The 24214-nt window shown below is 66.6% G+C and carries 23 protein-coding genes and 1 tRNA gene; 14 read left to right on the top strand and 10 right to left on the bottom strand.

Translation table 11 applies throughout. From position 1 onward, the window contains the following. Nucleotides 1-3 precede the first annotated feature (3 nt). The 5 genes from dprA to ACQR1Y_RS00515 all read right to left on the bottom strand — a co-directional run bounded on the left by dprA (nucleotide 4) and on the right by ACQR1Y_RS00515 (nucleotide 5623). Nucleotides 4-1122, bottom strand: a complete 1119-nt coding sequence (gene dprA / locus ACQR1Y_RS00535; RefSeq protein WP_434861699.1) for a DNA-processing protein DprA — start codon at nucleotides 1120-1122, stop codon at nucleotides 4-6. 63 nt (nucleotides 1123-1185) lie between these two features. Then, nucleotides 1186-2496: a patatin-like phospholipase family protein gene (locus tag ACQR1Y_RS00530; protein WP_434878588.1), complete on the bottom strand. Its 1311-nt coding sequence runs from the start codon at nucleotides 2494-2496 to the stop codon at nucleotides 1186-1188. 214 nt (nucleotides 2497-2710) lie between these two features. Next, nucleotides 2711-3307: a glycerol-3-phosphate 1-O-acyltransferase PlsY gene (gene plsY, locus ACQR1Y_RS00525; RefSeq protein ID WP_434878589.1), complete on the bottom strand. Its 597-nt coding sequence runs from the start codon at nucleotides 3305-3307 to the stop codon at nucleotides 2711-2713. A gap of 42 nt (nucleotides 3308-3349) precedes the next feature. Beyond that, nucleotides 3350-4651 (bottom strand): dihydroorotase, encoded by a 1302-nt coding sequence (locus ACQR1Y_RS00520; RefSeq protein WP_434878590.1) that lies wholly within the window; start codon nucleotides 4649-4651, stop codon nucleotides 3350-3352. Nucleotides 4652-4669: 18 nt separating this feature from the next. Continuing rightward, nucleotides 4670-5623: an aspartate carbamoyltransferase catalytic subunit gene (locus ACQR1Y_RS00515; RefSeq protein WP_008964907.1), complete on the bottom strand. Its 954-nt coding sequence runs from the start codon at nucleotides 5621-5623 to the stop codon at nucleotides 4670-4672. Nucleotides 5624-5765: 142 nt separating this feature from the next. Here ACQR1Y_RS00515 and ACQR1Y_RS00510 point away from each other — a divergent pair, with 142 nt between their 5' ends. From ACQR1Y_RS00510 to ACQR1Y_RS00495, 4 genes are all read left to right on the top strand, one after another. Further along, entirely contained in the window at nucleotides 5766-6503 is a 738-nt protein-coding gene (locus ACQR1Y_RS00510; protein WP_434878660.1) for a M15 family metallopeptidase, read from the top strand. A gap of 22 nt (nucleotides 6504-6525) precedes the next feature. Then, a complete protein-coding gene (locus ACQR1Y_RS00505; RefSeq protein ID WP_434878591.1) occupies nucleotides 6526-8169 on the top strand; it encodes an acyl-CoA dehydrogenase family protein in 1644 nt (547 codons plus the stop codon). Further along, nucleotides 8166-8990 (top strand): CPBP family intramembrane glutamic endopeptidase, encoded by an 825-nt coding sequence (locus tag ACQR1Y_RS00500; RefSeq protein ID WP_434878592.1) that lies wholly within the window; start codon nucleotides 8166-8168, stop codon nucleotides 8988-8990. Before ACQR1Y_RS00505 ends, ACQR1Y_RS00500 begins: the two co-directional genes overlap by 4 nt. A 72-nt stretch (nucleotides 8991-9062) precedes the next feature. Further along, nucleotides 9063-9806, top strand: coding sequence for a CPBP family intramembrane glutamic endopeptidase (locus ACQR1Y_RS00495; RefSeq protein ID WP_434878593.1), 744 nt, complete (start codon nucleotides 9063-9065; stop codon nucleotides 9804-9806). Here ACQR1Y_RS00495 and ACQR1Y_RS00490 read toward each other — a convergent pair. From ACQR1Y_RS00490 to ACQR1Y_RS00475, 4 genes are all read right to left on the bottom strand, one after another. After that, nucleotides 9803-10732, bottom strand: coding sequence for an AEC family transporter (locus ACQR1Y_RS00490; protein WP_434878594.1), 930 nt, complete (start codon nucleotides 10730-10732; stop codon nucleotides 9803-9805). The genes ACQR1Y_RS00495 and ACQR1Y_RS00490 overlap by 4 nt on opposite strands. Before the next feature lie 3 nt (nucleotides 10733-10735). Next, nucleotides 10736-11221, bottom strand: a complete 486-nt coding sequence (gene ruvX, locus ACQR1Y_RS00485) for a Holliday junction resolvase RuvX (RefSeq protein ID WP_434878595.1) — start codon at nucleotides 11219-11221, stop codon at nucleotides 10736-10738. 46 nt (nucleotides 11222-11267) lie between these two features. Continuing rightward, nucleotides 11268-12215, bottom strand: coding sequence for a cyclase family protein (locus tag ACQR1Y_RS00480; RefSeq protein WP_434878596.1), 948 nt, complete (start codon nucleotides 12213-12215; stop codon nucleotides 11268-11270). Nucleotides 12216-12444: 229 nt separating this feature from the next. Beyond that, on the bottom strand, nucleotides 12445-13335 hold the full coding sequence (locus tag ACQR1Y_RS00475) for a LysR substrate-binding domain-containing protein (protein ID WP_434878597.1): 891 nt from the start codon (nucleotides 13333-13335) through the stop codon (nucleotides 12445-12447). Between the two features lie 105 nt (nucleotides 13336-13440). On the opposite strand from ACQR1Y_RS00475, the gene ACQR1Y_RS00470 reads away from it, so the two are divergent. From ACQR1Y_RS00470 to ACQR1Y_RS00430, 9 genes are all read left to right on the top strand, one after another. Further along, nucleotides 13441-14430, top strand: a complete 990-nt coding sequence (locus ACQR1Y_RS00470) for an NAD(P)H-dependent flavin oxidoreductase (RefSeq protein ID WP_434878598.1) — start codon at nucleotides 13441-13443, stop codon at nucleotides 14428-14430. Nucleotides 14431-14438: 8 nt separating this feature from the next. Next, nucleotides 14439-15515 (top strand): NAD(P)H-dependent flavin oxidoreductase, encoded by a 1077-nt coding sequence (locus ACQR1Y_RS00465; protein ID WP_434878599.1) that lies wholly within the window; start codon nucleotides 14439-14441, stop codon nucleotides 15513-15515. Nucleotides 15516-15635: 120 nt separating this feature from the next. Continuing rightward, nucleotides 15636-15923 carry an Asp-tRNA(Asn)/Glu-tRNA(Gln) amidotransferase subunit GatC gene (gene gatC / locus ACQR1Y_RS00460; RefSeq protein ID WP_009027600.1) on the top strand — a complete coding sequence of 96 codons (288 nt, stop codon included), beginning with the start codon at nucleotides 15636-15638 and terminating at the stop codon, nucleotides 15921-15923. A gap of 68 nt (nucleotides 15924-15991) precedes the next feature. After that, the gene (locus ACQR1Y_RS00455) at nucleotides 15992-16234 is read left to right on the top strand and encodes a hypothetical protein (RefSeq protein WP_172132737.1); all 243 of its coding nucleotides are present in this window, start codon (nucleotides 15992-15994) and stop codon (nucleotides 16232-16234) included. Then, nucleotides 16231-17706: an Asp-tRNA(Asn)/Glu-tRNA(Gln) amidotransferase subunit GatA gene (gene gatA / locus ACQR1Y_RS00450; RefSeq protein WP_434878600.1), complete on the top strand. Its 1476-nt coding sequence runs from the start codon at nucleotides 16231-16233 to the stop codon at nucleotides 17704-17706. Before ACQR1Y_RS00455 ends, gatA begins: the two co-directional genes overlap by 4 nt. Beyond that, nucleotides 17697-17993, top strand: coding sequence for a hypothetical protein (locus ACQR1Y_RS00445; protein ID WP_434878601.1), 297 nt, complete (start codon nucleotides 17697-17699; stop codon nucleotides 17991-17993). The genes gatA and ACQR1Y_RS00445 overlap by 10 nt, the downstream gene beginning before the upstream one ends. A 5-nt stretch (nucleotides 17994-17998) precedes the next feature. Next, nucleotides 17999-19477 carry an Asp-tRNA(Asn)/Glu-tRNA(Gln) amidotransferase subunit GatB gene (gatB, locus tag ACQR1Y_RS00440; protein WP_434861716.1) on the top strand — a complete coding sequence of 493 codons (1479 nt, stop codon included), beginning with the start codon at nucleotides 17999-18001 and terminating at the stop codon, nucleotides 19475-19477. A 1436-nt stretch (nucleotides 19478-20913) separates the two neighbouring features. After that, complete coding sequence (locus tag ACQR1Y_RS00435) at nucleotides 20914-21180, top strand: hypothetical protein (protein WP_434861717.1); 267 nt, start codon at nucleotides 20914-20916, stop codon at nucleotides 21178-21180. Between the two features lie 214 nt (nucleotides 21181-21394). Further along, complete coding sequence (locus tag ACQR1Y_RS00430) at nucleotides 21395-21748, top strand: hypothetical protein (RefSeq protein WP_434878602.1); 354 nt, start codon at nucleotides 21395-21397, stop codon at nucleotides 21746-21748. 171 nt (nucleotides 21749-21919) lie between these two features. On the opposite strand, the gene ACQR1Y_RS00425 is transcribed toward ACQR1Y_RS00430, so the two are convergent. Then, nucleotides 21920-22012, bottom strand: a tRNA-Ser gene (locus ACQR1Y_RS00425). A gap of 687 nt (nucleotides 22013-22699) precedes the next feature. Between ACQR1Y_RS00425 and ACQR1Y_RS00420 the strand changes: the two genes are divergently transcribed. Further along, on the top strand, nucleotides 22700-24193 hold the full coding sequence (locus ACQR1Y_RS00420; protein ID WP_434878603.1) for a porin: 1494 nt from the start codon (nucleotides 22700-22702) through the stop codon (nucleotides 24191-24193). Nucleotides 24194-24214: the final 21 nt, after the last annotated feature.

Genomic DNA, 24214 nt, shown 5'->3' with positions numbered 1-24214 from the left:
GGGCTAGCTCAGCGACACCATGCCGCCGCCGTGCCGCTCCAGCCGGCCCGCCAGCTCGAGTTCGAGCAGCACCGTGCGGAGCACGGCCGGCGACAGGCCGCTGATCCTGATCAGGTCGTCGATCGAGACAGGCGTCGGCCCGAGCAGGCTCAGGATCTGCGCGCGGTCGTGGTGCTCCGGATCGGGCGCGAACAGGTCTTCGTCCGGCTCGCGCAGCGACAGCGGCAGCGGCCGCTCCAGGATCGGCCCAACGGCCTGGATGATGTCGGCGGCTTCGGTGACCAACGTCGCACCCTGCTTGATGAGATCGTTGGTGCCGGCCGACCGCGGGTCGAGCGGAGAGCCCGGGACGGCGAAGACTTCGCGGCCCTGCTCGCCGGCCATGCGCGCAGTGATCAGCGAGCCCGATTTGTGCGCAGCCTCGACCACGACGACGCCGAGCGAGGCGCCGGAGATCAGCCGGTTGCGCCGGGGAAAGTCGCGGGCGCGGGGCTCGTGGCCGAGCGGCATCTCCGAGATGGCCGCGCCGCTGCCGCCGACGATGGCGCCGAGCAGATCGACATGCTCGGGCGGATAGATCCGGTCGTGGCCGCCGGCGAGCACGGCGACGGTGCCGCTCGCGAGCGAAGCGCGATGCGCCGCCTGATCGATGCCGCGCGCCAAGCCGGAGATGATGACGAAGCCGGCCTGGCCGAGCTCATGCGCGAGCTGGCCGGCGAATTTGAGCCCCGCCGCGGACGCGTTGCGCGAGCCGACGATGGCGATCATCGGACGCATCAACGTCTCGCGCCGGCCGCGAATGCCGAGCAGCGGCGGCGCGTCCTCGCAGGTGGCCAAGCGGGGCGGGTAGCCGTCCTCGTCCGGGGCGCGCAGGTCGACGCCGTATCGTTGGCAGGCCTCGAGCTCGGCCTCGGCTTCGGCGGCCGTGCAGATCCGGCCGGCCGTCGCGGCCCCGCCGCGGCGGGCGAGGTCCGGCAGGCGGTCGAGTGCGGCGCGGGCGGTACCGAAATGGTCGAGCAGCGAGCGGAACGTGCGCGGGCCGACATTGTCCGAGCGGATCAGGCGCAGCCGGTCGCGCCGCTCGGTCTCGCTCAGCTCGATCGTCGTATTGATCGCGTCCACTCGGGGCCCCCCATGCAGAGGCGTCAGCATGGAGCAACCCGAGGGCGCAGGGAAGAGGGGACGCTACGCCGGAGCGACCTCGCGCGCCTGCTCGCCGGTCGCCACCGGCCGTTCGTCCACGATGGCCGGCATCGTGCCCAGAGGGGCTTTGCGCAGCCAGCGGTCCGCGGCCTCGCGCCCGCGCTGATGCAGGGTCTCGATGAAGTCGCTGCCGAGATCGGTCGCGTCGCGCTGCGCCAGCGCCTCGATCGCCTCCTCGGCCGAGAGCTGGTGCACGCGCGGCGGATGCAGGCCGTCGCTGCGGGCCCATTCGAGCGCGGCGAGCTCGGCGTTCAGCACCGCGTTGGCGGCGATCTGGTCGAGGCGGCGATCGATCACGGCCGAGGTCACGGGCACGTAGCCGTCGCGCGCCGGCGTGACCTGAACGACCAGCAGGTCGGCCGCGCTGGATTCATGCGCGATCTGGACCAGCGGCGGGTTGGCGCTGTAGCTGCCGTCCCAATAGGCGTCCTCGCCGATATCCACGGCGGCGTTGAGCTGCGCCGGGCACGTCGATGCCAGCAGCACGTCCGGCGTGATCCCGGCGTTGCGGAAGATCTGCGGGGAGCCGTCACGGACGCGGGTGGCCGAGACCAGCAGGCGAGGCGCGGCGGCGCTCTGCACCGCCTCGAAATCAATGGTCTCGAGCAGGATGTCACGCAGCGGATCGAGATCGAGCGGATCGGCTCGTCCGCCGCGCAGCCCCGGGCCGAAACAGACCGAGCTGCTCGCCGGAGAAAAGGCGCCGATCACCATCAGCGAGCGGAACGAGGCCTCGTCCATCAACCGCGTCCAGAACAGGCCGAGCCGGCTGCGGGCCTCGTCGCGACCGCATTTGGCCAAGCCGCTCGCCAGCAGCGCGGCGTTGACGGCGCCGGCGCTGGCCCCGCTGATCGTGTCGAAATCGCAGTTCGGTTCCTCCAGCAGGCGGTCCAGCACGCCCCAGGTGAAAGCGGAGAAGGTTCCGCCGCCCTGCAGCGCCAGCGACAGCTTGCGCGGCGGCCAGATCCGCGGCGGCGGCGGCAGCGTGGCGCTGGCGATCGTCTCGGCGAGCGAACGCTCGGTGGTCTCCGCCGTTTTCGGCTCGGTGATCGCGGCTGCGCTGGTGGTCGCGATCATCATCCCGACGACCGCGGCGGCGCTGTCCGACGGCGCGCTGGTCTCGGGCGTCACGAGGACCGCCGGGCTCTCGGCCACGGCGTCGACCGCGGCAACGATCGCTGTGGCTTGTGCCGGTTCGGCCGTCTTGCTGGTGGACGCGAACGGGTCGTCAGTCGACCAGATCTGAGCCGCGGAGAGGAGAACGCTGGCGCTCGAGCGGACGGGTGTGGACATTTGCTGCGCCGACTCCTCATCAGTGCGGTGATCGCTCGGAAGCAGCGAGCCGCTCGAATTGGTCTTGCGTGTTCAGATGCCGGAATCATGACAGGCAATCATGATTCACACCAGACTCTCTCGTTAACTTATTAGCTGATGATATGGCGGTGTTGCGGCGCTGCCGCTTTCAGCGACGCGCGCGACACGGATTGTCCGTATTTGCCCGGAGTGATTACTTCTTTGCGCCGATCTTGCTCTCGGTGCCGGCCTGCAGGCGCTTGATGTTTTCGCGATGCATGTAAATCAGCAACAGCGTGAGCAGGGCAAACAGGGCGGCGAGCGCGGTGTGGCCGAATGCCCACAGCACGATCGGAGTCAGCACGCTCGCGACGAGTGCAGCCAGCGATGAGTAGCGGAACGCGAACGCCGTCGCGAGCCAGACGAGACAGAAGAAGATCGCGCCCGGCCAGAACAGGCCGATCAGAATACCGATATAGACCGCGACGCCCTTGCCGCCGCGGAACTTCAGCCACACCGGGAACAAATGGCCGAGGAAGGCGCCGAGGCCCGCGATCATCGCGGCATTCGGCCCGCCGAGAGTGCCGCAGAGGATCACCGCGGCCGTGCCCTTGAGGGCATCGCCGAGCAGGGTCGCGGCGGCCAGCCCCTTGCGGCCGGTGCGCAGCACATTGGTGGCGCCGATGTTGCCGGAGCCGATGCTGCGCAGATCCTGCGTACCGGCGAGCCTGGTGAGGATCAGGCCGAACGGAATCGAGCCGAACAGATAGCCGATGATGAGGCCGACGGGCAGGAACACTTCGGATCCCATCACACCACTCCTTTTGCGCCAGGTTCTACACCAGGGCGCGGGTCAGACATGTTCGAACACGGTGCGGCCGCCGACGATGGTGCGGACCACGCGGCCGGTGAAACGGGCCTCGTCGAACGGCGTGTTCTTGCACAGCGATTTGAGGTCGGCCGGATCGAGGATCCAGGGCACGTCCGGGTCGATCACGATGATGTCGGCCGGCGCGCCCGCGCGCAATGTGCCGCCGGGCAGGCCGAGCAGTTCCGCAGGGCGCGTGGACATCGCGCGGATCAAGGTGGTCCAGCTCAGTTCGCCGCTGTGCACCAGCCGCAGCGAGGCCGCGAGCATCGTCTCCAAGCCGACCGCGCCGCTGGCGGCCTCCGCGAACGGCAGCCGCTTGACCTCGACGTCCTGCGGATTGTGGTCGGACATGATGACGTCGATCAGGCCGGAGGCCAGCGCCTCGACCAGCGCGCGGCGGTCGACCTCGGTGCGCAGCGGCGGCGTCAGCTTGAGGAAGGTGCGGTAGGGACCGATGTCGTTCTCGTTGAGCGTGACATGGTTGATCGACACCGAGGCGCTCACCGACAGGCCCGCATCGCGCGCGCGCTTGAGGATGTCGAGCGAGTCGACCGAGCTCAGCGCGGCCGCGTGATAGCGGCCCTTGGTCAGCGCCACCAGGCGCATGTCGCGCTCGAGCACGACGGCTTCCGCGGCTGGAGGAATGCCGGAGAGGCCGAGACGCGAGGCGAACTCGCCCTCGTTCATGACGCCTTCGCCGACGAGGTGGGGATCCTCGGTGTGATGCACGATCAGGGCATCGAAATCGCGGGCATAGGTCAGCGCGCGGCGCATCACCTGGGCGTTCATCACGCTGGTATGGCCATTGGAGAAGGCGACTGCGCCGGCGGCGCGCAAGAGGCCGATCTCGGTCATCTCCTCGCCGCGCAGGCCTTTGGTCAGCGCGGCCATCGGCTGGATGTTGACGATCGCGGTGTCGCGGGCGCGGCGCAGCACGAAGTCGACGGTCGCCGAATTGTCGATCACCGGCTCGGTGCCGGGCTGGCAGATGATGGTGGTGATGCCGCCGGTCGCGGCGGCCTGGCTTGCGGTCGCGAACGTCTCGCGATGGCCGAGGCCGGGTTCGCCGACGAACGCACAGATGTCGACCAGCCCAGGCGCGACGATCTTGCCGGCGCAGTTGATGACGTCGGTTCCTTCCGGCACGCCGGCGGCGCCGATGCCGCGCTTGAGGTCGCGGATCACGCCATCGGCGATCAGCACGTCACCGGGACCATCGATGTCGCGGGAGGGATCGATGACGCGCGCGTTGGCGAGCAGGATCGGGCGGCGATCGGTCAGCATGTCGTTTCGTCCCGACTATCAAGCATTGGGCAGGTTGCGGGCCAGCGCCTCGAGCACGGCCATGCGCACGGCAACCCCCATTTCGACCTGTTCCCGGATCAGCGACTGCGCGCCATCGGCGACGATGGAGTCGATCTCGACGCCGCGATTCATCGGCCCGGGATGCATCACCAGCGCATCCGGCTTGGCGTAAGCGAGCTTCTTCTGGTCGAGGCCGAAATACTGGAAATATTCCGACGAGGACGGCACGAAGGAGCCGTTCATGCGCTCGCGCTGCAGGCGGAGCATCATCACGATGTCGGCACCGTTGAGCCCCTCGCGCATGTCGCGCGCGACCTCGACGCCCATCCGCTCGATGCCCGGCGGCAACAGCGTGGAGGGCGCGACGACGCGGACGCGCGCGCCCATCGTGTTCAAGAGCAGGATGTTGGAGCGCGCGACGCGCGAATGCAGCACGTCGCCGCAGATCGCGATGACGAGCCCCTCGATGCGGCCCTTATTGCGCCGGATGGTGAGCGCGTCGAGCAGCGCTTGCGTGGGATGCTCATGCGCGCCGTCGCCGGCATTGATCACGGAGCCGTCGACCTTGCGCGCCAGCAGCTCGACCGCGCCGGAGGCGTGATGGCGGACCACCAGGATGTCCGGATGCATCGCATTCAGCGTGACCGCAGTGTCGATCAGGGTCTCGCCCTTCTTGATGGACGAGGACGACACCGACATGTTCATGACGTCGGCGCCGAGCCGCTTGCCGGCAAGCTCGAACGAGGATTGCGTCCGGGTCGAGGCTTCGAAGAACAGGTTGACCTGGGTTCGGCCGCGCAGCACGGTGCGCTTCTTGTCGACCTGACGATTCAGTTCGACATATTCCTCGGACAGATCGAGGAGACCGGTGATGTCGTGGGCGGAAAGGCCCTCGATTCCCAGCAAATGCCGGTGCCCGAGGACGAAAGTCGATTTCGGTGAGGTTGCCATTAAAGCCAGAGCTATAGGGGCGGTTTCCGCGAGGGGCAAGGCCGAAAGCCGGGGTTCCGAGTTATCCCCCGTTCCCTCAGGTGATACCGCAAGGCGCGCCCAGACCGCCTTGCGAAGGGTCTGGATTGCGGGAGGCGCGCTGCTGCGCTCGATTGCCATCCTGCTGGCCGGGCTCGCGCCGGCCGCGGCCGAGCCGCTGCCGGGGGACTTCGTCTATCTGCGGGACGTCGATAGCAGCATCGCACAGGACATCCGCTATGCCGGCGCCAACAATTTCGTCGGCCGTCCACTGAAGGGGTACGAGGCCGCCGAATGCGTCGTCACGCGCGACATCGCGCGGCGTCTCAAGGCGATCCAGGCCGAGCTGCGGCCGCGCGGCCTGTCGCTGAAGATGCTCGACTGCTACCGGCCGGCACGCGCGGTCGCGGACATGCTGGCGTGGTCGCAGGACGGGACGGAAAGCGCGGCCGGCCGGCGCTACAATCCTGTGATCGCCAAGTCGGATCTGTTCCGGCTCGGCTACATCGCCGCGCGCTCCAGCCATTCGACGGGCGCCGCGCTCGACCTCACGCTGAGGGAGCTCGCGGCCGACAAGGACGCGGCGTTCGATCCGGCGAAGCACTACGCGGATTGCACGGCGCCCGCCGCGCTGCGCGCGCCGGAGGGCAGCGTCGACATGGGAACCGGCTACGATTGTTCCGACACGAAGGCGCACACCGCCGCCAAGGACCTGACGCCCGCGCAGCGGCGCTGGCGCAATGAGCTGGTGGCCGCCATGGCGCGGCAAGGGTTTGTGAACTATGCCAAGGAGTGGTGGCACTTTTCGCTGCCGGGCGCTGCTACGACCACCTATGATTTTCCCATTCGGCCGCGCCGATGATCTGTTGTTTCAGGGTACGGCCATGACCCAGCCATCGTTCGAGACCCACGAGGTCTTCAACCAGTCGCCGCCATTCGAGGACGTCAACCTGTTCGCGGCCGACCGGCCGCTGATGGAGGCCGTCGACGCACATGGCGGCGCTGACGCCGCGCCGGAGCTCCTGTCGTTTGGCGCGCTGTGGGGCTCGGCCGAGATGGCGGAGCAGGGCCGCCTCGCCAACGAGACCACGCCGAAGCTGCGCAGCTTCGATGCCAAGGGTTTTCGCCGCGACGTGGTGGAGTTTCATCCGGCCTATCATCACATGATGGCGCGATCGGTCGCGGCCGGCCTGCACAATTCGACATGGAGCGCCCAGGGCAAGCCGGCCGGCGGCAGTTCCGAGGTCGTGCGCGCGGCAAAGTTCTACATCGCTGCGCAGGTCGAGAGCGGACATCTGTGTCCGATCACGATGACGCGCGCTGCGGTCGCGGCGCTGGCCGCGCAGCCCGATTTGCTGGTGCGGGCCATGCCCGTCATCGCCACACGCGACTACGATCCGGCCTTTGCGCCGTGGTGGCAGAAGCGCGGCATGACGCTCGGCATGGGAATGACCGAGAAGCAGGGCGGCACCGATGTGCGCGCCAACCTGACGCGCGCCGAGCGCACGGCCGATGGCTACCGCATCACCGGCCACAAATGGTTCATGTCGGCGCCGATGTGCGACGCCTTCCTGGTGCTGGCGCAGGCCGAGGGCGGACTGACCTGCTTCTTCATGCCGCGCTTCACGCCGGATGGCGCGGTCAATGCGCTGCGCTTCCAGCGCCTGAAGGACAAGCTCGGCAACCGCTCCAATGCCTCCTCCGAGGTGGAGTTCGCGGGCGCTTACGCCGAGCGCGTCGGCGAGGAGGGCAGGGGCATCAGCACCATCATCCAGATGGTGCAATTGACGCGGCAGGATTGCGCGATCTCATCCGCCGGCCTGATGCGCTCGGGGCTGGCCCATGCGCTCCACCACGCGCGCCATCGCAGCGTGTTCCAGAAGCATCTCGCCGACCAGCCGCTGATGCAGGCGGTGCTCGCCGACATGGCTGTTCATGTCGAGGCCACGGTGGCGCTGGTGATGCGGCTGTGCCGCGCCTTCGATCGCATGCACGAGGACCCGGCCGAGGCGGCGTACATGCGGCTGCTGACGCCCGTGATCAAATACTGGGTGTGCAAGAGCGCGCCGCCATTCCTCTACGAGGCGATGGAGTGCCTCGGCGGCAACGGCTATGTCGAGGACGGCATTCTCGCGCGGCATTTCCGGGAGTCGCCGGTCAACGCGATCTGGGAAGGCTCGGGCAACGTGATGTGCCTCGACGTGCTGCGTGCTTTGTCGCGCGAGGCGGAGGCAGCCGCCGCGGTGCTGAAGACTCTGGCCGATGACACGCGCGGTCTGCCCGGCGCAGCCGAGGCGGTCGCCGCGATTGGCCAAGCCTTCCGGCGCGGCGACAGCGAGCGTGTGGCGCGGCTCGCGGTCGAAAAGCTGGCGCTGCTGGCGGCCGCCGCCGCGTTGAACCGTGTCACGCCTGCCCACGCGGAACTGTTCGCCGCCACGCGGCTCGCCGCCGTTCATCCGAGCATGTACGGCGCCGTCGATCTCGCCCCGACCAACATCCGTGCCTTGCTGGAGCGCGCGCTGCCTTGACCGATACGCCCCAAGCCTCCGCCCTGGATTCCCTCGATCCGGCTCATCCGCCCCAGCAGGTCGCGCCTGCGCAGCATCAGCCGCGCACGCTCGGCTTCTGGCGGACCCTGCTCTGGGGCATTCTGATCATCGTCGTCTTCTTCATCGGCCAGCTGACGCCGATCGGCTATTTCCTGCTGCGCCATGAGGGCCCGATCGACAGCCTGGCGCAGTTCGAGGTGGCCATGATCCAGATCGCGAGCCGCTCGCTCACGGTCTCGCTGTCGGCGATCATGGGCGTGCCGGCGATCCTGATCCCGATTTATTTCGCCATCCGTCACACCCGCATGTCCTTCGTCGACTATCTCGGCCTGCGCTGGACGAGCTGGAAGAATTTCGCGTTTGGCGTGATCGGGATGGTCGTGATCCTCGGATGCTGGGAGCTGGCGACGCAGCTGGCCGGGCACGAGGAAAAGTCATCGAGCTTCATGGTCGATCTGCTGAAGACCGCCAGGGGCGACGGCGTCGTCTGGCTGCTGGTGATCGCCTTCTGCGTCGCGGCGCCGGTGTCGGAAGAGCTGATGGCGCGCGGCTTCCTCTATCGCGGCTGGTCGGACTCCTTTCTGCGCGTGCCCGGGGCCATCCTGCTGTCCTCGGCGGTCTGGACGGTGCTTCACCTTCAATATGACTGGTTCGCCCTGTTGAACGTGTTTTCGCTCGGCGTGTGGTTCGGCTATCTGCGCTACCGCACCCATTCCCTTTATCTGACCATGGTGCTGCACGGCCTCAACAATCTCGCCGCCACGATCCAGACGATGTGGCTGGCGAGCGGCCATGGCTAAACTGAGAACGCAAATCCGTTCATGTGTCTGCCGACTTTTCACGCGATCATCATCCACAAGAAGCGGGGATAAATGATGATCGATGCCGTTCGCGTGACCAAGCCACCACGCACCTGGTACTTTTTCGGCACGCTGGGCTTCACGCTGCTTGCCACCCTGGCTGCCTTGCTCGGCGGATTTGTTGTTCTGTTCGTCTTATTGATGGTTAACAAGACCCCAGCCGATGGGGCCGTTGCGCAGATCACCGGTCAGGTTTCGTGGAAGACGGCGGCGTGGCTCGGCAATTTTCCCGGCGAGCTTGCGGTGATCTGGCTCGCGGTGCGTTTGGCGCGGCGGCGCTTCTCCCAATATCTGGCCCTGCGCTGGCCGACGGCGCAAGAGCTCGTCCTCACTTTGCTGATCATGTTGGTCGCCATCCACGTCGTCAGCCTCATTGGACAAGCTCTGGGCAAGTCGCTGGATGCCGGCACCGTTGCTGAATTCGGCCGCGCGCGCCGCGACGGTCCTCTGATTTTGTTCCTCTTCCTGGCGACGGTTTGTATCGGAGCGCCGATTTTGGAGGAGTTCTTGGTCCGCGGCTTCATGTTGCGCGGCTGGTCGGAGTCGTTTCTGCGGCCCGGCGGTGCGATTGTGCTCACCTCGGCCTTCTGGGCCATCTGCCATGTCCAATATGATTGGTTTGGCATGTTCGAGATCTTCGTTATCGGGGTCTTGCTCGGCTATTGCCGCGTTCGCAGTGGCTCGACCTGGCTCACTGTCGTCGCGCACTCCGCCAACAACGTCTATTCGTATGTCGTGATCGGCCTGCTCACCTAGCCGCCACCGACCAGCGCGATGAAGACCGGCATCGTCAGCGCGGCCAGCACGGTCTGCAGCGAGATGATCTGCGCCAGCAGTGGCGCGTCGCCGCCCATCTGCTTGGCCAGCACATAGGCGCTCGGCGATGTCGGCACCGCCGCGCAGATCGCCACCACCACGAGGCTCGGGCCGCTGACGCCGAACCATTGCGCGAGCCCGATTGCCAGGATCGGCATCAGCACGAGCTTGAGCACGACGCCGAGTGCCGCGGCCGTGCCGGCGCGCCGCAGCCCCTCGAAGTGCAGGCCCGCGCCGGTCACCAAGAGGCCGATCGGCAGCGATGCCTGGCCGAGCGCGTCGGCGGCATCGTGCCAGAGTTTTGGCAGCGGCATGTGGACGACGTTCAGGGCGAGCCCGACGACACAGGCCCAGATCAGCGGATTGCGGACGATCGTGGTCGCGATCTCGCGCATCGAACGACGGTCCGGAGAAGCATAGTGCGCGAGCACGGCCACGCTGAAGACGTTGACCATCGGAATGATCGCGATCATTCCGACCGAGGCCACCGCAAGCCCTGTCGGGCCGAACAGGCTGCGCGAGACGCCGAGCGCGACATAGGTCTGCCAGCGTGTCGCCCCCTGGAAGATCGACGTGAAGGCGGGGCCGTCGATGCCCGAGCGCGCGAGCGGGGGACGCAGTGCGAGGCAGAGCGCGGACACCGCCAGCATCGCCAGGAACAACGCGCCGCCGATCCCTGCGACCGGCACCTGGGTGAGATCCGCCTTGACCAGGCTCTGCAGCAGCAGAGCAGGGAACAGGACATAATAAGTCAGCCGCTCCAGCCCGTGCCATTGCGAGTCGAGCCGGATGAGGCTGCGCCGCAGGCCGAAGCCGATCACGATTAGCAGGAAGACCGGCGCGAGCGCCGCGACGACGGCGCTCATGGCCTATTGTCCGGAGCGCCGCAGCGTCGCGAGCCGGTCGAGCGCGCCCTGCAGGATGAAGATCGCGGCATGGGTGTCGATCACCTCGGCGCGCCTCGCGCGGCTGACATCCATGCCGATCAGCTCGCGCTCGACCGCCGCCGTCGACAGCCGCTCGTCCCACAGCCCGATCGGCAGGTCGGTGAGGCCTGCGAAATTGCGCGCGAAGGCGCGGGTCGACTGCGCCCGCGGTCCCTCGCTGCCGTCCATGTTGATGGGAAGACCGAGCACGAAGCCGACCACCTTGCGCTCCGCCGAGATGGCAAGCAGCCGTGCGGCATCGGCCTTGAAGGCCTTGCGCTGGACGGTCTCGACGCCGGTGGCGAGCCGGCGGTCGGGATCGGACACGGCGACGCCGATGGTCTTGGTGCCGAGATCGAGGCCGACGAGCGCGCCGCGCTCGGGCCAGCGCTCGGCGGCTTCGATGAGGGGGAGGATGGGAGCGGGCATGGCGCGCCGCTTAGCACGCGCCATGCCCGGGAGGCAAAGCCGTCAGCTAGCGGATCGCGATCGGGTTGATGTTGCCCTGCACACCGCCGCGCCAGCGCGGCTGTCCCAGCACGAACAGGAACTCGTAGCCCTTGTCCTTGGCGAGTTCGGTGGTGTCCATGTTCTCGAGGATGTAGGTGCCGTTCATCGCGAGCAGGATCTGGTGCACCTCGAACAGGTTCTTCGACTCGAACGGGATCGCTTCCACCGCCCAGTTGTCGGCGCCGACGGCGACCACGCCCTTCGAGGTCAGGTACTTGGCGCCCTCGACGCCGAGCCCTGGCTCACCGGCGCTGTAGCGCTTGTCGTCCTTGCCGATCAGGCCGAGCCAGCCGGTGTGGAAGATCACGATGTCGCCCTGGCGGATCTCGACCCCCTGTTTCTTGGCGGCTTCCTCGATCTCCTTGACGTTGAAGGCGGTGCCTTCCTTCACGACATCGGTGCCGTAATAGGCGGCCATGTCGAGCAGCACGCCGCGCGCCACCAGCGGCGGCACCTTCTCGATGCCGAGCTTCTTCAGGCCGGTCGGATCGGCGAAATCGTGCAGCTTGTTGCCGTTGTAGTAGACGTGCTCGATGCCGAGATGGCCGAGACCGTCAAGCTGGCTGCCGACGCCGACCCAGCCTTCGACGATGTCGTCATTATAGGTCGCCTTGTTGGGCCCGAGCCCGGGAAGGCCGGCCTGTCCCGGCTGCACCACGGTGATCTTGAACGAGCGCGGCGGGTAGGCGGGCGTCTTGCCGTCGATGATCATGCCGAGCGGATAGGTCTTGCCGGTCTTCACCAGCGAGGCCGCTTTGACCACGAGCTCCGGCGTGATGTAGTTGGCGGCGCCGATCTCGTCGTTCGGCCCCCATTTCGACTTCGTCCAGTCTGCGGGCTTGTCCTGAGCAGTCGCCGTCCCGATCGCACCCATCAAGGCAATCGAGCAGCACAACACGAACGCGTTGCGCATCGCATTTCCTCCGACATGTTGACGTTTGTTGGTTTTCGCGCTGGCCAGCGCCGCATCCTAACGTAGTGCAGGAGCGTGCGACAAAGCGTTTTTCGGCTGCGTGCGCTGCACAGCGCCCGAACGTCGCATCGGTCGAAATGGCCGGGCTTCACCGCGATGCCGGATCATTTCGTGTCAAGGAATGTGCTGCGCGCCAACAACGGCGCGCACAATCTCCGGGCGAGCTAAGTCACGCCGCGATGTCGCGATCCCCGCGGCCAAAGCCTTCCATGAAGGCGGACAAGGCGCTGCTGCGATGTCCGGCGCGGCGATGGATGAAGAGCGTCTCGACCTGGGCATGTGATGGATCGAGCGTGTGCAGTCCGATGCTGCCGCTCATCTCGTGTCGCGTCACCACGGCGCGCGGCAGCAAGGCGACGCCCATGCCGGCGGCCACGCAGCCGATCATGCCGTCGAGGGTGCCGAGCTCGATGCGGGCCGCCGCCGGCCAGCCGAACGCGTTGAAGACCTGCTCCAGGCGCTGCCGGTAGGTGCAGCCGGCCCTGAACATCAGCGCGGTCGGACCGGAGGCGATGGTGGCCGCGCGCAAGGCCGGCAGGCTTTCGAAGCGCCTGGCCGTCACCAGCACGAGCTCTTCCTCGAAGGCGACCACGCCGGTGAGATCGGGATGATCGATCGGTCCGGCAACGAAGGCGCCATCGAGCGTCCCGTCGAGCACGCCGGCGACGAGCTCGGCTGTCGGCGCCGTGCGCAGGCTCAAGGAAACGGCCGGGAAACGCCGGTGGAAATCCGCAAGACGCGTCGGCAGGCGTACCGCGGCGGTGGTCTCCATCGAGCCGATCATGAGCGATCCGTTCGGCTCGCCGTCGTCGCGCGCGGCGAGCACGGCTTCGCGGGACAAGGCCGCCAGGCGATCCGCGTAGGGCAGCAGGCGTTGTCCCGCGCCGGTCAATGTCATGCCGCGGCTGTGGCGCTCGAACAATGCCGTGCCGATCTCGGCTTCCAGCGCCTTGATCCGCTGCGTGACATTGGACTGGACGGTGTTCAGGATTTCGGCGGCGCGCGTGATGCCGCCGGTGCGGGCCACGGCGGCGAAGGTCTGCAGGTCGCTCAGTTCCACAGCCGCTCTCCGTTTTGAATCTGCGATGGCAGAGTTCTCAACTATTCATTTTGTGAGAATGCTAGCCGCGCCTAGGGTTCGCGTCCAGACACCAGGGAAGGGCAGATGCTGAGAACGCCGCTGACGGAAAAGCTCGGCACGATCCATCCGATCCTGCTGGCGCCGATGGACCTGATCGCCGATGCGCGGCTGGTGCGCGCGGTCAGCGAAGCCGGCGGCTTGGGTATTCTCGGTGGCGGCTACGGCGACCGCGTCTGGCTTGCGCAGGAAACGGCCAAGCTCAAGCGCCTGAGTGCGCCGTTCGGCATCGGCTTCATTACCTGGTCGCTGGCCCGGCAGCCGGAGCTGCTCGACATCGCGCTGGCGGCGAAGCCCGCGGCGGTGATGCTGTCCTTCGGCGATCCCGCGCGCTTCGCACCCGCTATCAAGCAGGTCGGAGCACCCTTGATCTGCCAGGTGCAGGACGAAGCGATGGCGGAGCAGGCGCTCGCCGCGGGAGCCGACATCCTGGTCGCGCAAGGAACCGAAGCCGGCGGCCATGGCGCCTCGCGAACCACGCTCGACATCGTGCCTGCGATCGTCGACCTCGCGGCGGGGCGCGTGCCGGTCGCGGCGGCCGGTGGTCTCGCGGATGGCCGTGGCCTTGCCGCGATGCTCACGCTCGGCGCCGATGGCGTGCTGCTCGGCACGCGGTTCTATGCCAGCCAGGAAGCCGCGGGCGCTGAGGATGCGAAGCGGCGCATCTGCGCTGCGAAATCCGGCGAGACGGTTCGCGGCATCATCTTCGACCTGTCGCGCAACAATGTCTGGCCGGCGCCGTTCACAGGACGATGCCTGATCAACGACCATGCGCGGCGCTGGATGGGGCGGGAGGTCGAATTGCTGCAGCAGGTCGAGCGCGTGTCGGCCGACTATGTGACGGCAAGGGCCGAGGGCAATTTCGATGTCGCCGCCGTCATCGCAGGCGAGGCGGTCGGCCTGATCCATGATATCCCGCCGGCCGGCGAGATCGTCGAGCGGATCGTCGGCGAGGCCACCCGGATCCTGCAGGGGCGGCGCAACGCGACCTGGCTGCCGCGCAACGAAGAAGAGTGAGGTGAACCATGTGGCCCGATCGCCGCTTCCTGGATCTCGTCAAGACCGAACACCCGATCGTGCTCGCCCCGATGGCCGGCGTGATGGATGCCGATCTCGTCATCGCCGTCGCGCAAGGTGGCGGCCTCGGCTCGCTGCCCTGTGCCATGCTGAGCGCCGACAAGGCCCGCGAACAGGTCAACATCATCCGCCAGCGCGTCTCCGCGCCGATCAATGTGAACTTCTTCTGCCATACTTCGGTGGAGGCGGATGCCGTCCGCGAGGCCGGCTGGAAGCAGCGGCTCGGCGCTTACTACAAGGAGTATGGCGTGGATCCGGCGGCGCCGGTCACGGCCGCCAACCGCGCGCCGTTCGACGCGGCGATGTGCGCCGTCGTCGAGGAGTTGAGGCCGGAGATCGTCAGCTTTCATTTCGGTCTGCCGGAGGCCGGCCTGCTGGCGCGCGTCAAGGCGACCGGTGCGATCGTGATGGCCTCCGCGACGGTCGTGCGCGAGGCGGTGTGGCTGGAACGGAACGGCGCCGACGTCATCATCGCGCAAGGCGCGGAGGCGGGCGGCCATCGCGGCATGTTCCTGACCGACAAGCTCGCCGAGCAGGTCGGGACCTTCGCGCTGGTGCCGCAGATCGTCGACGCGGTGAAGCTGCCCGTCATCGCCGCCGGCGGCATTGCGGACGCGCGCGGTATTGCCGCGGCGTTCGCGCTCGGCGCCTGCGGTGTTCAGATCGGCAGCGCCTTTCTGCGTTGTCCGGAATCCAAGGTCAGCGCGATCGCGCGCGCCGCGCTCGCGTCTGCCGACGACGAATCGACCGTGATCACCAATGTGATGACCGGGCGGCTCGCCCGCGGCGTCGCCAACCGGGTGATGCGCGAGGTCGGTCCGGTCTCGCCGGACGCACCGGCGTTCCCGCACGCCGCGACCGCGCTGGGGCCGCTCAAGGCCGCAGCGGAGAAGCAGGGCAAGGTGGATTTCACCAATCTCTGGGCCGGGCAGGCACTGCCGCTCGGCCGCGAGATCCCGGCGGCCGAGCTCACGCGGACGCTGGCCGAACAGGCGCTGGCGCGCCTCGCGCGGATGGCGGGCTGACGCCGCCAGAGACCTCGAGGGCGGGGCGCTGCCCTCGGAAAGTCCAGAGCCTGCCGGTTGCGGCGCGAAACCGGGCTCTGCTATAGGGCGGGTTCACCTTGTCCCGTGAGGCCCTATATAATGTCGGTCGATGCCGCCACCGTCCGCCGGATCGCGCAATTGGCGCGGATCGCTGTCACTGACGCCGAAGTCCCGCATCTGCAGGGCGAGCTCAATGCGATGCTGGCCTTCGTGGAGCAGCTCTCGGAAGTCAATGTCGAGGGCGTCGAGCCGATGACCTCGGTGACGCCGATGGCGATGAAGAAGCGCCAGGACGTCGTCACCGACGGCGATATCGCCGACGACATCGTCAAGAACGCGCCCATGACCGAGAACAACTTCTTTCTCGTGCCGAAGGTCGTGGAATAGCTTGGGGCAGCTCCGCGCACCCGTCGCGCGTGATCCGCTCCTTCAAACCGATAAGCGAGCCAACGCCGATGTGCCTGCTCTGCGACGATGAAGCGGCCTACAAGGCCTACATGGATTATCTCGACGCGATGGAGCGGCAGGGCAAGGCCGCCGATCCGGACAAGGCCGTGAACGAGGTGCTCGACCAGCTCGAAGCGGCCAACGCCAACAAGGCGAATACCACCAAGGCGAAGACGAACAAGTTCTTCGCCGACGATGCCGCCGACGACAAGACGCTTTCCCCCTTCTTCTGCAGCCCGATCAACAAATGACCGATTTGACTTCGATGACGCTCGCCGAGGCCCGCAAGGGCCTCGCGGACAAGACTTTCACGTCGCTCGAGCTGACCGACGCCCATCTGAAGGCGATGGAGGAGGCGCGGGCGCTGAACGCCTTCGTGATGGAGACGCCGGACCAGGCGCGCGCGATGGCGCGCGAGGCCGACGCCAAGATCAATAAGGGCGACGGCGGACCGCTCGCCGGCATTCCGCTCGGGATCAAGGACCTGTTCGCGACCAAGGACGTCCGCACCACCGCGTGCTCGAAAATCCTCGGCAATTTCGTGCCGACCTATGAGTCGACCGTGACCTCGCAGCTGTGGCGCGACGGCGCGGTCATGCTCGGCAAGCTCAACAATGACGAGTTCGCGATGGGCTCGTCGAACGAGACCTCGTATTTCGGCCCGGTCGGCAACCCCTGGCGCCGCGAGGGCTCCAACACCACGCTGGTGCCGGGCGGCTCGTCCGGTGGCTCGGCCTCGGCGGTGGCCGCGCTGCTCTGCATGGGCGCGACGGCGACCGACACCGGTGGTTCGATCCGCCAGCCGGCGGCGTTCACCGCCACCGTCGGCATCAAGCCGACCTATGGCCGCTGCTCGCGCTGGGGCATCGTCGCCTTCGCCTCGTCGCTCGACCAGGCCGGGCCGATCACGCGCTCGACCCGCGACGCCGCGATCCTGCTGCGCTCGATGGCCGGCCACGATCCGAAGGACACGACCTCGGTCGATCTCCCCGTGCCGGATTATGAGGCCGCCATCGGCAAGTCGGTGAAGGGCATGAAGATCGGCATTCCCAAGGAGTATCGTCTCGACGGCATGCCGGCCGAGATCGAAAAGCTCTGGAGCGAGGGCGCGGCGTGGCTCAAGGCGGCCGGCGCCGAACTGGTCGAGGTGTCGCTGCCGCACACCAAATACGCGCTCCCGGCGTATTACATCGTGGCGCCGGCGGAGGCGTCCTCGAACCTCGCCCGCTACGACGGTGTCCGCTACGGCCTGCGCGTGCCCGGCAAGTCGATCGGCGAGCTGTACGAGAACACCCGCGCCGAAGGGTTCGGCGCCGAGGTGCGGCGCCGCGTCATGATCGGGACCTATGTGCTGTCGGCCGGCTATTACGACGCCTACTACATCCGGGCGCAGAAGGTTCGGACGCTGATCAAGAAGGATTTCGAGGACTGCTTCACGCAAGGGGTCAACGCGATCCTGACACCGGCGACGCCGTCGGCTGCCTTCGGCATCGGCGAGAAGGGCGGCGCGGATCCGGTCGAGATGTATCTCAATGACATCTTCACGGTGACCGTGAACATGGCCGGCCTGCCGGGCATCGCGGTGCCGGCCGGCAAGGACGCGCAGGGACTGCCGCTCGGGCTGCAGCTGATCGGCCGTCCGTTCGACGAGGAGACGCTGTTCTCGCTCGGCGAGGTCATCGAGCAGGCGGCGGGCCGCTTCACGCCCGTTCGGTGGTGGTGAGCGTCGCCGATTTCAAGACGAGCCTCGCGGGCGATAAGCCCGCGGCCGGGCTCACGCCCGTGCTGACCGGCCTGTGGTGGCTGGCGAAGGGCGATTGGGACCGGGCGCACAAGATCATTCAGGACGAGACCGGCCGCGACGCGGCCTGGGCGCACGCGCATCTGCACCGCGTCGAGGGTGACCTCGGCAATGCGGCCTATTGGTACCGCCAGGCCGGGCAGCCGGTCGCGACCGATGCGTTGGATATCGAATTCGAGCGGATCGTCTCCGCGCTGATGGGGAGTTGAGGGCCATGACGGCAACCAGCGGCAAGCTGATGAAGGGCGCAACAGGCGACTGGGAGGTCGTGATCGGCATGGAGATCCACGCCCAGGTCACCTCGAAGTCCAAACTGTTCTCAGGCGCGTCCACCGCCTTTGGCGGCGATCCCAATACCCATGTGTCGCTGGTCGACGTCGCAATGCCCGGCATGCTGCCGGTGATCAACGAGGAGTGCGTGCGCCAGGCCGTGCGCACCGGGCTCGGCCTGAACGCCAAGATCAACCTGCGCTCGGTGTTCGACCGCAAGAACTATTTCTATCCGGACCTGCCGCAGGGCTACCAGATCAGCCAGTACAAGGACCCGATCGTGGGCGAGGGCGAGATCACGGTCGAGCTCGACGGCGGCAAGACCGCCACCATCGGCATCGAGCGCCTGCACATCGAGCAGGACCCCGGCAAGATGCTGCACGACCAGTCGCCGTCGCTGTCCTATATCGACTACAACCGCTGCGGCGTGGCGCTGATGGAGATCGTCTCCAAGCCCGACATCCGCGACGCCGAGCAGGCCAAGGCCTACGTGACCAAGCTGCGCTCGATCATGCGCTATCTTGGCACCTGCGATGGCGACATGGAGAAGGGAAGCTTGCGCGCCGACGTCAACGTCTCCGTGCGCAAGCCGGGCGGGCCGCTCGGCACCCGCTGCGAGATCAAGAACATCAACTCGATCAGCTTCATCGGCCAGGCGGTGGAGGCCGAGGCGCGGCGCCAGATCGAGATCATCGAGGACGGCGGCGTCATCGAGCAGGAAACCCGCCGGTTCGATCCCGACAAGGGCGAGACGCGGTCGATGCGCTCCAAGGAGGAGGCGCATGATTACCGTTACTTCCCGGACCCGGACCTGCTGCCGCTCGAGTTCTCTCAGGCGTTCGTCGACGAGCTGAAGGCCGCGCTGCCCGAGCTGCCCGACCAGAAGAAGGCGCGCTTCATCGCTGATCTCGGCCTGTCGCCCTACGACGCCTCGGTGCTGGTCGCCGAGCGCGAGAGCGCGGCCTTCTATGAAGGCGTGCTGGAGGCGCTGTCCGACCGCGCACGCGACGGCAAGCTCGCCGCCAACTGGGTGATCAACGAGCTGTTCGGCCGTCTCAACAAGGAAGGCCGCGACATCTCGTCCTCTCCAGTGTCGGCGGCGCAGCTCGCCGCCATCGTCGCGCTGATCGGCGAGGGCACGATCTCCGGCAAGATCGCCAAGGACCTGTTCGAGATCGTCTGGAGCGAGGGCGGCGATCCGCGCGAGCTGGTCGAGAGCCGCGGCATGAAGCAGGTCACCGACCTCGGCGCGATCGAGAAGGTGGTCGACGAGATCATCGCCGCCAACCCGGACAAGGTCGCGCAGGCCAAGGCGAAGCCGCAGCTCGCCGGCTGGTTCGTCGGCCAGGTGATGAAGTCGTCGGGCGGCAAGGCCAACCCGCAGGCGGTCAACGATCTGCTGAAGAGCAAGCTCGGCATCTGAAACGACGATCGCTGGTCTTCGTTCCGACGGCGCGCACCACGGTGCGCGCCGTTTTCGTTTGGCTCGCGTCCAGCGAATCGCCGCACGCGATTCGCAAAAAAGCCACCGTTCGCGAGCGATCGAACGCGCACGACGGTGTGTACGATGAAAATTTTTTCGTTGCCAAAATTTACGACTCGGAGTCCGCGAGCGGCTCCTCCGATGTGAGTCTGCGCTGCGCAACGGAGTTGTCGCCGCTGCCGCCTGATCTAGCAGCAATTCAGGAAATCCTTGCAGCGTAGGCTTTTCTTGCGATCGCTATTAGTAGCAGGCTCGCCGCTGCGCCGACGCGGAAACGCATTTCCGATGTCGGCCGTCGCGCTGCTTCGCGCGTTTCGTCAGCCGTACGCGCGCGCGCGTGTCAACACTTCCTTAAGCCGGAAGCTGTTTTTTTTCACTCGTTGGTGTATCGATATGGAGTGCATCTCGATTCCCGAGTGCACGCATCGACTAAGCCAACTCACATCGGAGGGCAACATGGCCAAGAAAGCGAAGAAGGCGAAGAAGGCAGTGAAGAAGGTCGCGAAGACCGCGGCGAAGAAGACTGCCAAGAAGACCAAGAAGGTCGCCAAGAAGAAGTAACTCTCGCAGTTCGCTGCGAGATGAGTCCGGCAGCTTGAAGCCGGCACGTCGTTGGAACGAAGGTGTGCCCAGCTCGTTCAGAGCCGGCAGCCATCCTTAGTCCCCAACCGACGATAGAGGGTGTCGGCGAGACATCAGGTCAACGGTCGGATCGAGTTCGAGGCAGCGATGCTGCGGCGGAGCGGTCCGGCAGAAGAAACAGGATTTCTTCGTTCGGTGCAGATCGCTGTTCGATCTGCAATCTCGCGAGCGGCGACAAGCCAGAGCGAGATCTGATCCTGACGTGTTCGCCGACGCCCTCGATCCCCGAGAGCCGAGATCCCCGAGCCCTGCGCCTCGGGTGACAAGCGCTCTCCCAATCTCTCACATCGTTGCACGGGACCACAGCTGATCGGCTGCGCGCGAGCGCGTCGTCGGCTCGGAGCCCTGCTGCTCTCGCCCGCTCGCGCGCGGGACGTCGCAACGCGACGCGAGCGCTCGTCCGCGTCAGCCTCCCAGCCCGCGCTTCTCCTCCGTGCGCGGCGTCACATCCATCGTCGTCGTGGATGGTTATGGTTTTGCCAAACAGAACGGTAAACCGCTCTTTGACGGCTCGGAAAAGTTGAAGCGATTCAATGTATTGAGGCGCGCCCTGTCGAATGCGGGGTTCCGCGTTCAGGGCTCGTTCAGCACAACGCTTAAACTGCCTTTCAAACTTGATCGGTCATCTTTCTCGCATAAGCCGCGAGACGGCATGGGGACTAACCAGGCGTTGAACAGTTGGACGGGGGCAGGGCTCGGGTGCGAGCGGCCTCCTTGCGAGAAGGAGAGCGACAATGTTTCAGGGACAACTCAATTTCGATGACGTGACCACCGCCGAGCAGGGCGCCAATGGCGACGTGCTGTTCGAGCTCGGCATGCTCTATGCGAGCGGCCGCGACGGTGTGGTCGATCTGATCGCCGCGCACAAATGGTTCAACCTCGCCGCTCTGAAGGGACGCGTGGATGCCGTGGCGATGCGCCGTGAGATCGCCGAGCAGATGACCGACGCCGAGATCGCCACGGCGCAGCGCGAGGCTCGCGCCTGGATGAGCGCGCGCTGAACGCGATCCCTCCGCGGCGCGGCCGACACTCCGCGTCCAGCGAAGGCAGATGCCGAATCGCGCCATCAAGGCGATGTCGCTGCTGGTCGATATGCGATCCGTCATCCGGATCGTCGTGGCCGCAGGGCTCCTGGCTGCAGGGCTGAGCTCTCGCCGCGCGCCTCTAGATCTCCTATCTGTCGTCTTAAGGTGACGCAGGAAGCGGGATGGTGGCATGAGTCAGGCGCGGCGACAGGCGAGGCAGCAAGAGCTGACCGGCTGCCATGACTGCGGCAACGGCGTCTCGTTCAGCGCGGTGGCGTGCCCGCACTGCGGCTCGACCGAGCCGGCAGGGCCGGTGGTGCAAAGCCGGCGCGAACTGCGGCGGCTGCGGATCGAAGCGACCAATGATCGCCGGCTCATCGTCGTGACCGCGCTCTGCACGGGCCTCGGCGCCGCCTATGGTGCGGTGATGGGCGCCGGAGGCGCGGCCTCGTGGTGGGCGGCCCTCGGCTATGGTTTTGTCGGCGCCGTGATCGGCGTGCCCGCGGCGTTCGTGATCAACATCAGCCGCAGCCTGTTCGATTGAACTGGGGGCGTCAGGTGTCCCGTGGCTTGGCCAGCTCACCCTGTCGCGGCGGCCTGCGCCGGAACTGTCTTCAGATTCGAGATTGCCCGCGACGCGGCTGCCCTCACGAGCGCCGGTCGTCGGGATCGCGCATCAGCCATCAGAGTGGGGGAGGTGGCGTCGCCAGATGTCTGGCGGAGAGGGAGGGATTCGAACCCTCGATACAGCTTGAGACCGTATGACGCTTTAGCAAAGCGTTGCCTTCAGCCACTCGGCCACCTCTCCGGATGGGGTCGGTATGCCCCACGGCGCGCTGAGCCGCAAGCGGCAGATTGCACGCGATTTCGAAATCCTCACAGGTCCGCGGCCCTAACCAGGCCTCCAGGAACGGGGCACTGCCCGGTCGGGACACGAGCCAGGGGGCGGCCGATCAGCTCGAAGCAGCGGGGAGACAGCGGCTCTCTGTCTATATGCCGCCGCTCTCTATATGCGGCGGGGCGGCGCGGACTCCCGTTGCGATTCTCTCCGCGCGACGTCGGCCGGATTCGTGACCCGCACCGCCTGAGTTGAGGCGCGTTCCTGGCAGGCGAGTGCCCCAGGGTGAACGCACCCAAGATTGCGTTGTTATAAAACAGTAACATAAACAGCACCTTAGCTGTTCCCGCAGAACCACGGTTGCGTGCCTTTTCTGCAACACCGGTTTGAAAAGGCGCCGCTCGGCCGCCGCAATGATGGTTCCTTTGTTGCGTGTGCAAAGACCTTCGGTAATTCTGCTCCCACGACGAAGGGGGGCATCCCGACGTCGTCCCGTTTAGGTCGTTCGCTCAAGTCCCTCGCGTTCATGCGGGTGTGTCCGATAGCGCGAAGCGGCTGAGCGACGGGTCGAAGAGGGATAACGGGTCCAACCCAAGGGTGTTCACACCCAGCGGAGGCGGAACCTTCCCTGACTGAGCAACTTGGAGGTTTAACACTATGAACACGATCAAGAGCCTCGTCCTTGGCTCGGCGGCAGTTCTCGTCGCCATGTCTGGGGCCCAGGCAGCTGACCTTCCGATCAAGGCCAAGGCGGTCGAGTATGTGAAGGTCTGCTCGCTCTACGGCGCTGGCTTCTACTACATCCCCGGCACCGACACCTGCATCAAGCTCGGCGGCTACGTCCGCGCCGAGACGTCGTTCGCCTCGAACGGCCAGTACAACAACGCTGTGAACGGTTCGGCTGGCGCCAACAACCGCCTCAGCAACTACTACTACAGCCGCGCTCGTCAGGACCTCAACATCGACACGCGCACCGCGACCGAGTACGGCGTGGTCCGCACCTATGCTGACCTGACCTTCACCTGGACCACCGGCAACACCGCTGGCTCGGCTCCGTCGGCCTACACCGGTGACGGCGTCGCGGGCGGCTCGCTCGGCGTGTACTATGCCTTCATCCAGTTCGCCGGCTTCACCATGGGTAAGGCCGTGTCGCAGTTCGACACGCCCTGGACCAACTATCCGGGTAACAACTTCGACGGCCTGTGGGGCGGCGGCGGCACCGTGACCGGTGTCAACCAGTTCACCTACACCGCCGACTTCGGCTCGGGCATCACGGCTGCGATCTCGGCTCAGGACGCGACCGGCTACTACCAGACCAACATCTGGAACACCGCTGGCATCACCGGTGCAGGCATCGTCGGCGGCGCCTACGGCACGGCCAGCTACGGCGGCAACGTCGCTCCGGACATCGTCGGTATGGTCCGCGTCGACCAGGCTTGGGGTCTGTTCCAGGCTTCGTTCGCGGCGCATGACAACCACACCGCCTACTATGGCGCCACCGAAGTCACCGGTCACCCGGCTGACAAGTGGGGTTGGGCTGCTCAGCTGGCCTTGTCGATCAAGAACATCCCGACCGGCCCCGGCGACACCATCAACATCCAGGGCGTCTACACCAACGGTGCGAGCCGCTATAACGCTCAGAGCCTGGTGCCGACCTCCTACGCGATGTACGGCGGCAGCAGCACGGCTGGCGTCTACGGCACGCTCGGCTTCGCTGGCCTGGCCGACTCGGTCTACACGACCGGTGGCGACCAGCAGCTGACCACGACCTACGGCTTCCGTGGTGCTTACACCCACAACTGGAGCCCGTCCTGGAACTCGGCGATCTACGGTTCGTGGGCTGCCGTGTCCTACAACAACACTGCCAAGGGCCTGATCTGCGGCAGCGCGGCGATGGCTGGTCTGGCGGGCGCGGGCTTCACCTGCAACCCCGACTTCAACATCTCCTCGCTGGGTGTGATCACCCGCTGGACCCCGGTCAAGAACCTGACCTTCTCGGCTGACGTGGCCTGGACCAACCTGGACCAGAAGTACTCGGGCAACATTGCTTACCCGGGTTCGGCCACCGTCGCGAAGCCGGCTGGCGTGACCTACCAGCTCAAGGACCAGAACTCGGTGTCCTTGCTGCTCCGCGCTCAGCGCAACTTCTGATCCTGATCATCTGATCCGGTT

Origin of the sequence: Bradyrhizobium sp. HKCCYLRH3099, from assembly GCF_051167855.1 — a bacterium.
Classification (GTDB): Bacteria; Pseudomonadota; Alphaproteobacteria; order Rhizobiales; family Xanthobacteraceae; genus Bradyrhizobium.
This window is presented reverse-complemented; position numbering and strand designations above follow the sequence as displayed.